Origin of the sequence: Pseudomonas syringae (assembly GCF_001698815.1) — a bacterium.
Lineage (GTDB): Bacteria > Pseudomonadota > Gammaproteobacteria > Pseudomonadales > Pseudomonadaceae > Aquipseudomonas > Aquipseudomonas syringae_A.
In genome coordinates, this window is record NZ_LGSI01000065.1 from 43,852 (window position 1) to 55,898 (window position 12,047).

8 protein-coding genes and 1 pseudogene are annotated in these 12,047 nt (G+C 55.8%); all 9 read left to right on the forward strand.

Translation table 11 applies throughout. The annotated features are described in order from the left end of the window. The first annotated feature begins 153 nt into the window (after positions 1-153). The 9 genes and pseudogenes from AFK24_RS21955 (at position 154) to AFK24_RS21995 (ending at position 12,035) form a co-directional block, all read left to right on the forward strand. On the forward strand, positions 154-735 hold the full coding sequence (locus AFK24_RS21955) for an alpha/beta hydrolase (protein ID WP_065835227.1): 582 nt from the start codon (positions 154-156) through the stop codon (positions 733-735). Positions 736-865: 130 nt separating this feature from the next. Next, a complete protein-coding gene (locus AFK24_RS21960; protein ID WP_065835228.1) occupies positions 866-1,816 on the forward strand; it encodes a sigma 54-interacting transcriptional regulator in 951 nt (316 codons plus the stop codon). 383 nt (positions 1,817-2,199) lie between these two features. Continuing rightward, on the forward strand, positions 2,200-3,171 hold the full coding sequence (locus AFK24_RS21965) for a hypothetical protein (RefSeq protein WP_139110560.1): 972 nt from the start codon (positions 2,200-2,202) through the stop codon (positions 3,169-3,171). A gap of 136 nt (positions 3,172-3,307) precedes the next feature. Further along, complete coding sequence (locus AFK24_RS21970; RefSeq protein WP_080482241.1) at positions 3,308-6,847, forward strand: RHS repeat domain-containing protein; 3,540 nt, start codon at positions 3,308-3,310, stop codon at positions 6,845-6,847. Next, positions 6,844-8,034, forward strand: coding sequence for an RHS repeat-associated core domain-containing protein (locus tag AFK24_RS21975; RefSeq protein WP_065835231.1), 1,191 nt, complete (start codon positions 6,844-6,846; stop codon positions 8,032-8,034). Before AFK24_RS21970 ends, AFK24_RS21975 begins: the two co-directional genes overlap by 4 nt. 190 nt (positions 8,035-8,224) lie before the next feature. Next, a complete protein-coding gene (locus AFK24_RS21980; protein WP_065835232.1) occupies positions 8,225-9,007 on the forward strand; it encodes a MetQ/NlpA family ABC transporter substrate-binding protein in 783 nt (260 codons plus the stop codon). Positions 9,008-9,321: 314 nt separating this feature from the next. After that, the gene (locus AFK24_RS21985; RefSeq protein WP_065835233.1) at positions 9,322-10,218 is read left to right on the forward strand and encodes a TauD/TfdA dioxygenase family protein; all 897 of its coding nucleotides are present in this window, start codon (positions 9,322-9,324) and stop codon (positions 10,216-10,218) included. 20 nt (positions 10,219-10,238) lie between these two features. Beyond that, positions 10,239-11,116, forward strand: a pseudogene (locus AFK24_RS21990) (ABC transporter ATP-binding protein). A gap of 52 nt (positions 11,117-11,168) precedes the next feature. Continuing rightward, positions 11,169-12,035: an ABC transporter permease gene (locus AFK24_RS21995; RefSeq protein WP_065835235.1), complete on the forward strand. Its 867-nt coding sequence runs from the start codon at positions 11,169-11,171 to the stop codon at positions 12,033-12,035. Positions 12,036-12,047: the final 12 nt, after the last annotated feature.

Genomic DNA, 12,047 nt, shown 5'->3' on the forward strand with positions numbered 1-12,047 from the left:
TAGGGGGCGCGCCTTAGGCAGGGAGCGACCCCTTTTTTTTATCTTCTCATATTCGATCCAGTGCTTAATAAATAGCTTCTTATTCCTTAACGAATATATGTCCCTTCCTTATACTTGGCCTCATGACCGCACCCCATGCAGGAGGCTGACCCCATGCACAACGAGTCGATTCGCTATCTGATCGTGCCAGGCTGGCAAGGGTCCGCCGATGATCATTGGCAAACCCACTGGCAGAACAGCCTGCCTAACAGCACGCGCGTCGAGCAGGCTGATTGGCTCAAGCCGCGTCGCGAGGACTGGGTTGGCGAATTGCAGCGCAGTATTGCCGCCGACAGCACGCCGGTGATTTTGATTGCGCACAGCCTGGGGTGCGTAACCGTTGCCCATTGGGCGCGCCTGGCGCCGTTGGAGTCCTTGCGTCAGGTGCGCGGGGCGTTGCTGGTCGCGCCAGCGGATGTCGAGCGGCCCAACTGCTCGCCGGCGCTGCGTAATTTCGCGCCGATTCCGAAGGACTTGCTGCCGTTCCCGACGCAGATCGTCACCTCCGACAATGACGCGGCGGTCAGCACGCAACGGGCCATGGAAATGGCTCGGGACTGGGGTGCGGATATCGGCATTCTCAGTGAAGCAGGGCATATCAACGTCAAATCCGGTCATCGACGTTGGGAACAAGGCTTCGCCTATCTGTATCGCTTGCAGAGCCGAATGGAACATCACGCTCTGCGCCGCGCATGAACTCACCAGACGCGATGAACGTCGCGTTTTCCTTTTCCTTATGTCGTCAATTTTCTCAGCCGGGCCCTATGGCCCGGATATTCATTTTTTAACGCGTGAGCCGTCGCAAGGCTCGGGCGGGAGTTTTGCCATGAGCCTCAAAGAACCCTTCGGTCAGCCGTTATTGACCTTTCCCGATGCCGAAAAAAGCCCGCTGAGCATTCGCGCCAAGGCGCTGGTATTCGTTGACCCACGCTCGCGGCAGTTGCGTGAGGAAATGGAACAGCTGGCGCCGCGCTCGCTGCCAGTACTGATCCGTGGCGAATCCGGCACGGGCAAGGAATTGCTGGCGCGCCACATTCATCGCGGCAGTGATCGCACCGGCCTGTTCGTGTCGGTCAATTGCGGCGCGATCAGCCCGACCTACGCCGATGCCGAGCTGTTCGGTTATGCCGCCGGCGCCCACAGCGGTTCAGTCAGCAGCCGTGCCGGCTGGTTCGGCTCGGCCAACGGCGGCACGCTTTACCTGGATGAAATCGGCGATTTGCCGCTGCCGATCCAGACCAAGCTGCTCGCCGCCCTTGAGAACCACGAAGTCACTCGCGTCGGCGCCCAGCAGCCCAGCCCGGTGGACGTGCGCTTGGTCGCGGCCACCAGCATTGATCTGGCCAAGGCCGTGGCTGCCGGTAAATTCCACGAGCGGCTGTTTCACTACCTGAGTGAAGGCCATCTGGAACTGCCCTCGCTGCGCGAACAGCCGGGCAACATCCTGCCGCTTGCCGAATATTTTCTCGGCATCTACAGCAATCGCCTGAACCTCGACGTACCGCTGATCAGTGACGCGGCGCAGCACGTGCTCGAAGCCCATGGCTGGCCTGGCAACACCCGCGAGCTGGAAAACGTCATCCACTTCGCCTTGCTGGTCAGCAGCGGTGACGAGATCCTGCCGGAGCATTTGAACCTGCCGGAAAGCGTCGATCCGCTGGTGGAAATAGAGCGGCTTGTAGGAAAGCTTCTTGTTGATGCAAAGGTTGAGCAACTCTTTGCGGTGCAGCGGCTGCTGGCGACGGTCAAATCCAGACTGGAAATCGAAGCACGCTGACTTAACTCCCTGATTTTTCGACGCCACATCCTTTGCAGGGATGTGGCGTTTTTATTTGGGCACAAAAACGCGCTGAGGGTTTCTTTCATAACCGAAGGATAAATCCTACGATTCGCGACTTGTTATTCCCGCTATAAAATCGAAAATGGTCTATTGAAGTTGCAGTAAGTGTGCTGATTTTGTGGGTGTTTATTACTTTTGATTGCATGTGCTGGACAGGCGAAAATAACTGAACCAGTCTGTTGTCGAGAAACTAAATAATCAGTTTCTTTCAGGGGTAACTTGCTTGGCCCTTTTTTATTAAATTCCAAAGCGGATATCCGCAGCCGGATCAATTCAATTTGTTGAGGCCCCCCTCTTGTGCGGGCATCAGAGGTATTGTCATGACTGCAACATGGAGTCAAACAGAAACATTTTCCATTGAAAGTGCAACAGGTAATAACAGTCTTTACGCGAATGGCCGTCAGTCGATTAAAGTACGTATCGCCGTAAAAGTTATTGATGTAAATAATAAGCCAGTGACCCTCACGGACCGTGAACGATCAACGATCACCCTGGTGAATTATCATGGCGGCAAGGAAATCAAGTATCGCGATGCTCGTATGACTTCGCCGGTTGATTCGCAGTTTGGTGATTGGGACTGGTCGCTGGCGAATATCGGTAACTTTAGTTATTTTCCGGCTCAGGGAGCGTCGACGCCTGTGCAAAGCGACGGTTCGGGCACACAGGTGTCGGGTACTTATTATCTCGATGTCTATGTACGTTCAGTGAGTCAAACGCCCATTACATTGGGGGTGCGAATCCAGCGGGACGATGGCGAAACATTTGACTCTCTTACCCGTTCCGGCGGTAGCCTGGAGCTGAAGCCGGTCGTCCCTCCCGTCTACGACCTATCGAAGTATCAACTGGAGAAGGTGATAATCAAGCCGTGGCCGAGAAATCTCACCAAACTTTCCGGGCTGGTTGCGCTTTCCTATCATCGATTTGTTTTTGTCACAGGGGGAGAAAGCTTGCAGTTCAAGTCTGTCAGTTTGTCCCCTGATGGGCTTTACGCTCATCCTCTGGGCGACGTACTTGTTGCATCAGTCGTTGGGTTTACCGAGCCGGGGAGTAGTCAGATCTCTCACGGATACCCACATGCTCTTTTGCCGTCCAGGCTGGAACTGTCCCCTGCGCGAGGGGAGTTTTACTTTGTTGAAATAGGGTTGGTGGATAAACCTGCTGTTGAAATATACAGGGCTGCTTCAAAGAAAGTTAATCTATCGTGCTTGATCACTGCGTTGGATGTCTACGGTAACCTGCATCAGGTTAACATGCGCTTCGATCCTGATAATTGGCTGCTTGAGCTTATTTGATAGAGGTGTCNACCTGCATCAGGTTAACATGCGCTTCGATCCTGATAATTGGCTGCTTGAGCTTATTTGATAGAGGTGTCGCGCCCGATAATCGGGCGCGACACCTACAGATTGATCCGATAGAGTTGTCTCTTCTATGAAGCATATTTATTCAAATGCCTATAACTTTTTAAGCTTTGTTACCGCCGGCGTCGATCCTCGTACCGGCACATACAGTTGTAATATCTCTTTGTCCTCGCTAATGGCCAATGCCTTGAGTGGTCCATCGGTACCGCTGTCGATAGTGTTCAGCCCTCTGAACACAGCGAACGCGGGATTCGGCATGGGGTGGACGCTGCCTCTTTCGAGGTATAGCAGCACTACGCGTGAGCTGGTTTTGTCGAACGGTGCGCGTTATCGGGCGAATTTGGCCTCGGATTTATTCGTCATCATCGATAAAAAAGTTTGTGACCTGAAAACAACCCGAGTCGGCGATGAGTTATTCGTCGAGCACAAGTCCGGTATCGTCGAAGTATTGACCCGCCAAGGGGCGAACGGGGATGCGTGGCTGGTCTCGAAAATATACTCTCCCGAAGGTCGGGCGGTCAGTCTGGTCTACAGACTTGTTGGCGGACAACAATTGTTACGCGAGATTCGCGACGAAACATATACGTTACTGACAGTGGATGTCCCGACCGGCTCTTCGCTGGCCTCCAGTATTACGTTGTGGCCGGAGAGTCCGTCCCGGAAGTTGGTTTTCATGCTGCAGCTGCAGAATAACGAACTGACAAAAATCAGCGTGTTATTGGATAACAACAGTCGGGCGTCGTGGCGCCTGACCTATGGGACCGTAGATGGGCTGCGCTTGATCACGCGGCTGGAGCAACCGACTGGCGGCATTGAGCGGATTGAATATCAGGCATCAGCCTTGAGCCTGCCAGCGGATGCGCCTGTCAGCGCCCTGCCTGCTGTGTCTTCGCACACCAGTTTTGCAGGCTCCGACCAGCTGCCAGTTACACGGGAATATAAATACTCGTTAAACAACTATCTGGGTTATGGCTCCAGCGCCAAATGGCGGGATGACGGAGATAATCTGTATCAGGCGACGGGCAATTATGAGTACGAGTCCACGGAAGACCTGATTCTGGGCGCTGGAACCAGCAAACAGACAGTACGGAGCACCAGGCGAGTCTACAACCGGTTCCATCTTCCCGTTGAGGAGACGGTCAATCAGAACGGAAAGACCGTCCGTAGCCGCACTGAATATCATAAAAAACCAGGTCTTAAGTTCGATGACCAGCCTGCCAACTTTCAGTTGCCTTTGAAGGTAGAAATTTCCTGCTTCGATACGGCTGCTCCTGACGTCGTCCGTCACGAAACCACGCTTACCGAATACGATGATTTCGGTAACCTTCTCAAGAAGGTTTCACCAACCGGTATTACTGAAGTTTTCACGTATTACCCGCTGGGCGAATCCGATGGTTGTCCTGCCGATTCGTTTGGGGCAGTGCGATGGCTTAAACAGAAAACCTTGATCCCCGCGCCTGATCTGGCTCCAGCGCCCACGTTGGTAAGTCGCTATCGCTACATCCAATTGCCCTCTGCCAACCCGGAAAGAGACGCCTTCCTCGCATTGGAAAAAGAGTCGGTTTTTCAGGATGGCCAGGATGCACCGGTCATGACCATCGCGCGGCAATATGAGACCGATCGCGACAGCATTTTTTTCGGTCGGGCGACGCGAAAAACCGAAACGGTGCAGGGCGTTGAATCGGTGTTTGATTACCGATATGAGCGGGTAGATGACGCCGTATGCACGCAGACGACGCTGACCGCGGCAGATGGTACCAGCGCCAGCAGGTCCACTTGGCAAAACCTGTTCACCGGTATCGAAGAGAAAACCGTTGGGCAGTTGGGCGTTGCGAGCGAGGTAACTCATGACCGCCTCGGTCGTAAAACTATTGAAATGCTCGCGCCACAGACCTCCGCCCAGGCGATGAGAACTCACGGCTATCAGTTGGCTGACAAAGTGGACGATCCAGTGGAAACGCGGACGGTCGCCGCCAACGGTGCCTTGATGCTGACGCGGCTTGATGGCATGAGCCGTAGATCAACGGTTAAAGTCCAGGATGTCGACGCCGATGGGCAGCCGATGCGCGACGTCTACAGCGCCCGATACGATGCGCTTGGTCAGTTGATCGAGGAGACCAATACCGATTGGCTGGGCGGCAAACCTCATGCGCTGTCTAGTCGGTATACCTACGACGATTGGGGCAATCGCAGTGCCCATAAAGGACCGGATGGCGTGTTGAACCATGACCGGCACGATCCGATTGCGCTTACACAGACCCTGGGCAGCGATCAGGCGGGTCTGACCATTATTAGCAAAAATGCGTTTGGCAAAAACGATACAGTCGAGCGTATTGATCGCACCGGCAAGTCCTGCGGAATCACTGCGTACCGCTATGACGGGCTGGGACGATGTGTACAACAAACCGACCCTCTGGGGAATATCACCCGTTTTGAATACGACTTCGCAGATCGTCTGGTGCTTACCCAATTGCCTGACGGCTCGCGTATCACAAAAGCCTTCGTTGCGCACAGCACCGAAGACCTGGCCACGCACATTTGGGTCAACGACTATCTGGTCGGGCAGCGAACTTATGACGGGCTGCTGCGGGTCACCGATATCACCGTGGGCGGGCGTACCGAAAGGTTTACCTACACCGGTTCCCAACCGAATCCGGCCACGCATGTCACTGCCAGCGGCAAGGTCATTGCGTACAAGTACGACCCGGCCCTCAACAATCAAGTTATCGAGCGAGGCGTGGAGGGCAGTAGCAACCTGTCTGCACAATTTCGCTATGACAACCGCCACGCCAGGTTGATTCAGGCAGCAAGTCCGGGCAATCAACAGCAGCGCAACTATTCCCCTTCTGGCAAGCTCGCGAGCGACAGCCTGAGCGAGGAGGGTCAGATTTCACTTGCAACCGTCCAACGCAACTCGCTCAACGGTTTGCCCATGCTTTACGTCAATGCATCAGGCGTAAAACAGATGATTCGCTATGACGCGCTGTGCCGAATCGCCCAAGTAGAACAGGGCACGGTCAAAGCCGACTATGCCTACGATCAGCAAGGACGTGTCTGCAGGATCGACACTCTCGATGCGCAAAGCCAACGCAAACTCGTCACGGAGCTGGAATACGACGACTTTGGTCGTGAAGTGCGCCGAGTGCTGACGGTGGATTCGAATCAGCCCGAGGAGCTGTCGCAGCAATTCAACGAGAGTGACAAATTGATCCGACGCTCGCTACGACGCGGCAGCTCCCTGGTGCGTGATGAAGTGTTTGCGTATGACGTGCGTGGGCGACTTGAGCGCTACCAGTGTGATGGAGAACATCTGCCGGTGGATTGCTGCGGCAAAGCCATTCTCCGCCAAACCTATACGTTCGATGAGCTGGACAACATTCGCCAGCTGAAAACGGAGTTTGCGCAAGGCGAAAACGTCTCGACTTACGAATACGAATATTCAGACAAAACCCAACTCAGTCGCGTTCGCCATAGTCATCCGGATTACGCCATGCAGGAAGCGACATTCACTTACGACCGAGACGGCAATCAGCTCAACGACGAGCATGGCCGTCGCATGATTTATGACGATCTGGGTAGGCTGGCCTCGGTCGCGCAGGAGCAGGCATGAATCAATTAATCAACTATCGCTATGACGCTTTGGATCGATTGATCGGAATCGATCCGGCGGGAGCTTCCGGCATCACGCGCGTTTATCGCAACGGCCGTGTCGCCACCCAGCATGAGGCAGGGCAACAACACAGCCTGATGGAAGCGGCTGGTCATGTACTGGCTCAATCGACTTACTCAGGCGAAACGGTTGTGAATACACTGCTGGGTAGCGACCAGCGACGCAGCATTTTGCAGTCGGTCACTGGCGACGAAATCAAGCGCAGTGTCTACACGCCGTATGGAAGCAGCTCAGCGGATGGAGGCGTGCAAAGTCTGCTGGGTTTCAACGGCGAGTTACCGGACCCGGTGACCGGTTGTTATTTGCTGGGTAACGGATATCGCGCCTACAACCCGGTACTGATGCGCTTCAACAGCCCCGACAGCATGAGCCCATTTGACTCTGGCGGTATCAACCCTTACGCCTACTGCCTGGGCGATCCGATCAACATGAGCGACCCGACCGGGCATTTCTCATGGAAATCGATTTTGAGCATCGCGATTGCCGTTGCCACTATCGCAATCACTGCAGTTACGCTGGGTATTGGCACGCCTCTGACCGGGCCGCTCATCTTTGCGGCGGTTCTCGATATCGGCTCAAATGTCCTCAGTATTGCCAGCACCCTCTCGACGGAGTTGGCTCCAGACTCGAAGGCGGGAAGCGTCCTGGGTCAGTTCGGTCTCGCGCTGTCGGCATTGTCGCTCTCGGTTCCCTATGCTGCGAAATTTGCAGCTTCGCGCAGCACTCGAGCGGCGGCCGGGTTTTTCGATGCGGGTCCTGTGTCGGTTACACGGCAGGGCGCTTTCAGAGGGCAGCCGAAAAACCTCAGCAGGGCGGCGAAGCTGGGCAAAGGCGCGAGGAACACGGTCGCGCTACAAAACCGTTTGGCGCAGGTTCAGGAAGCTTTCAAATACGTGAAGTATGTCGGCTACGCTGTCAAAGGCGCTGACTTTGTGGAGAGCTCAGTCCTTCCGTACTTCAAACCGCCCGCTTCAGATGGCACGGATCAGACACCCTCCACGGTAAACGCGTTTTCAGACGGCGGCGAAGTACAGCGGGGTGTGCAGGGTCAAGGACCGGTCGGCATGAAGGTTAGTGAGTTTCTCGCTGCGGATGATGGCGGCAACCAGGCAATCCGGGAGTTCTGATCGCGGTTCCGGGCGGTGAATAAATCATGGGAATAAACAATAAAAGCATAAGCACCCACCAAAAAATTATTGTATTGGAATAAGAAATATCGGTAATGTCCGCTCCACGCCCCCGATGCCATCCGCGCCGGGGGCAACTCATTGATGAGCCGTTGTTCCGACAACCTCGATTTCCCCCTAAGGACATTGCATGAAAAAGACGTTTTTGTTGACCGCTCTGGCGGCTGCGCTTTCGATCGGCCTGGCTCACGCGGGCGAAAAACTGGTGGTCGGCGCGACGCCGGTTCCCCACGCTGAAATTCTTGAGCTGATCAAGCCTCAACTGGCCAAAGAAGGCGTGGACCTGGAAATCAAGGTCTTCACCGACTACGTACAGCCTAACGTTCAACTCAACGAAAAACGCCTGGACGCCAACTACTTCCAGACCAAGCCTTATCTGGATGGCTTCAACAAAGGCAAGGGCGCAACTCTGGTTACCGGCGTTGGCGTTCACGTTGAACCGTTCGGCGGCTACTCCAGCAAGTGGAAGTCCCTGGCTGAGCTGCCGGAAGGCGCAACTGTCGCCATTCCTAACGAAGGCAGCAACGCCGGTCGCGCACTGCTGCTGTTGCAGAAAGGCGGTCTGATCACGTTGAAAGATCCGACCAACGCTCTGGCAACGCCGAAAGACATCGCCACCAACCCGAAAAAACTCAAGTTCCGCGAGCTGGAATCCGCTTTGCTGCCGCGCGTTCTGAAAGAGGTCGACCTGGACCTGATCAACACCAACTACGCGCTTGAAGCCAAGCTGAGCCCGAAGAAAGACGCATTGATCATCGAAGGCGCTGACTCGCCGTACGTCAACTATCTGGTGACCCGTACCGATAACGCCCACACCGACGCGATCGAGAAACTGTCCAAGGCGTTGACCAGCCAGCAAGTCAAAGACTTCATCAACAAGAAGTACGACGGCGCGGTTGTGCCAGCGTTCTGATTGACGCTGTAAATCTGTAATACCCAACGCCGGCACTGGCAGCAGTGTCGGCGTTTTGTTTTGCAGATAAACCGGTTCTTTGGAGCGAGGCTTGCGTAGGACCGGCTTTAGCCGGGAGGGTAATTGACGCTCTCGCGACTAAAGTCGCTCCTACGGTCGCTCCGACGGCCCACTCGCGGGCAAACCTCGCCAACGGTTCGCGGCGCCATCTAGCTCAATCCGAACTATCCATATGCGATAACGATATTTAAATTTCGATTCTTATACCTATAAAGTCATGACTCTTAACCACCAGTCTTCTGGAGTCGGAGTTCATGTCAGCATCCTCCCTAGCGTCATCGCCCGTCCAAGCCGATTCTCAACAGTTTGAGGTGCGTCCGTTCGCTGCAAAAGTGGGGGCGGAAATCGTTGGGCTGGATCTGTCCCGGCCGCTCAATGACGCCGACTTCGCTCGCGTTCATCAGGCGCATCTGGATCACCACGTTGTCGTGTTCCGCGATCAGCAGATTACGCCGCAGCAACAGATCGATTTCAGCCGCCGCTTTGGCGTCCTGCAAATCCATGTGCTCAAGCAGTTCCTGCTGGCCAACCACCCGGAAATTCTCATCGTTTCCAATATCGTTGAAGACGGTCAGCCGATTGGTCTGGGCGATGCCGGCAAATATTGGCATTCGGACCTGTCCTACAAAGAATTGCCGAGCCTCGGATCGATGCTGCACGCCCAGGAGCTGCCAAGCGAAGGCGGCGACACCTTGTTCGCCGATATGCACCTGGCCTGGGACACGCTGCCGCAACATTTGCGCGATGCCGTCGAAGGTCGCTCTGCGGTCCACAACTACACCGCGCGCTACAGCGAAGGCGATAACGCCGCCAGCTGGCGCCCGAAACTGACGCCTGAGCAATTGGCCCAAGTGGTCGAAGTCACCCATCCGATTGTGCGTACTCACCCGGAAAACGGCCGCAAGGCGTTGTTCGTCAGTGAAGGTTTCACCACACGTATCGTCGGCCTGCCGGAAGACGAAAGCCGGGCACTGCTGAACGAAATCTACGCCCACAGCGTGCGTCCCGAGCATGTCTATCGCCATCAGTGGCAGCCGCATGATCTGGTGTTCTGGGACAACCGTTCGCTGATCCACCTGGCTGCCGGTTGCCCGCCACAGCTGCGCCGCAAACTCTTTCGCACGACCATTCAGGGCGATGCGCCGTTCTGATTCCGGGAGCTTTTCCATGAATGCTGTTCTGCAAAGCCACACGGCTAGCGAAAGCTCGATCGCGCCACAGGTCAACCAGCCCGCCGCTGAAGCCCTGTTGCAAGTCCAGAACGTTAGCCTTGAATACCGCACCCCCGAACGCGTGGTGCGGGCGACTCATCAGGTGAGCTTCGAGGTTGATCCGGCTGACCGCTTCGTCCTGCTTGGCCCTTCGGGTTGTGGGAAATCGACACTGCTTAAAGCCGTCGCGGGTTTTATCAAACCCAGCGAGGGGCAAATTCGCCTGGCCGGAACCGAAGTCAGCGAACCTGGCCCGGACCGCATCGTGGTGTTTCAGGAGTTCGACCAGCTACCACCCTGGAAAACCGTAATCCAGAACGTGATGTTCCCGCTGCTGGCCTCGCGCACGTTGAAGCGCAAGGAAGCTGAAGAGCGCGCGCATTATTACCTGGCGAAAGTCGGCCTGAGCGCCTTCGCCGACGCCTATCCGCACACCTTGTCCGGCGGTATGAAAGCCCGCGTGGCGATTGCCCGTGCGTTGGCGATGCAACCGAAAATCCTGCTGATGGACGAACCTTTCGCGGCGCTCGACGCATTGACTCGCCGCAAGATGCAGGAAGAGCTGCTGGAGCTGTGGGAAGAAGTGCGCTTTACCCTGCTGTTCGTGACGCATTCCATTGAAGAAGCGTTGGTGGTCGGCAACCGTATCCTGCTGCTGTCGCCGCATCCCGGTCGCGTGCGGGCGGAAATCAACAGCCATCAATACGACCTGAAAAGCCTCGGCGGCGTCGGTTTCCAGAACACCGCCCAGCGCATTCATCGCTTGCTGTTCGATGAAGGCGAGACCGAATCGGTGGATCGTGAATTGAGCTTTCAGGACATTCGGATCGCTTACTGAATACGTCACTTTCCTACGGAATCGCGTTTTGCTTCACTCAGAGAACCAAACCATGAGCCTTGCATCCCCCATTCGTGACGAGTACGAAGTCACGCTCGAGCCGTTCACCCAGGAAGAACTGGCCCGTGAAATTCCGCTGGCGCAACGCATCTGGCAACTGAGCTGGGTGCGCAAGAGCGTGATCCTGATCCTGCTGGCCGTGATCTGGGAAGTCGCCGCGCGGATCCAGAACAACGATTTGCTGCTGCCCAGTTTCCTGCAAACCGCAGCGGCGTTTTACGACGGCATCATCACCGGTGAATTGCTCTGCAAAGTGTGGATTTCCCTCACCGTGCTGGTTCAGGGCTACGTGATCGGCATTGTGCTGGCCTTCGCCCTGACCACCTTGGCGGTTTCCACCCAATTGGGCCGCGACCTGCTCAGCACCTTGACCGCCATGTTCAACCCGTTGCCGGCCATCGCGTTGCTGCCGTTGTCCTTGCTGTGGTTTGGCCTGGGTCAGAACAGCCTGATTTTCGTGCTGGTGCATTCGGTGTTGTGGGCATTGGCGCTGAACACGTATGCGGGCTTTCTCGGGGTCTCCGAAACCCAGCGCATGGCCGGTCGCAACTACGGTCTCAAAGGCCTGCGTTTCGTCTGGTACATCCTGATTCCGGCGGCGCTGCCGTCGATCCTGGCCGGTCTGAAAATCGGTTGGGCCTTCGCCTGGCGCACTTTGATCGCTGCCGAGCTGGTGTTCGGTGCGTCGTCCGGTAAGGGCGGCCTGGGCTGGTACATCTTCCAGAACCGCAACGAGCTGTACACCGACAAGGTTTTCGCCGGGCTGGCTGCGGTGATCCTGATCGGCCTGTTGGTGGAAAACCTGCTGTTTGCCAACATCGAACGCCTGACCGTCAAACGTTGGGGCATGCAGCGCTGACTTGATTGAAAT

Coding starts and splice junctions, on each gene's coding strand:
- AFK24_RS21960 (WP_065835228.1), top strand. CDS start 866: ATGAGCCTCAAAGAACCCTTCGGTCAGCCGTTATTGACCTTTCCCGAT.
- AFK24_RS21995 (WP_065835235.1), top strand. CDS start 11,169: ATGAGCCTTGCATCCCCCATTCGTGACGAGTACGAAGTCACGCTCGAG.
- AFK24_RS21980 (WP_065835232.1), top strand. CDS start 8,225: ATGAAAAAGACGTTTTTGTTGACCGCTCTGGCGGCTGCGCTTTCGATC.
- AFK24_RS21985 (WP_065835233.1), top strand. CDS start 9,322: ATGTCAGCATCCTCCCTAGCGTCATCGCCCGTCCAAGCCGATTCTCAA.
- AFK24_RS21975 (WP_065835231.1), top strand. CDS start 6,844: ATGAATCAATTAATCAACTATCGCTATGACGCTTTGGATCGATTGATC.
- AFK24_RS21955 (WP_065835227.1), top strand. CDS start 154: ATGCACAACGAGTCGATTCGCTATCTGATCGTGCCAGGCTGGCAAGGG.
- AFK24_RS21970 (WP_080482241.1), top strand. CDS start 3,308: ATGAAGCATATTTATTCAAATGCCTATAACTTTTTAAGCTTTGTTACC.
- AFK24_RS21965 (WP_139110560.1), top strand. CDS start 2,200: ATGACTGCAACATGGAGTCAAACAGAAACATTTTCCATTGAAAGTGCA.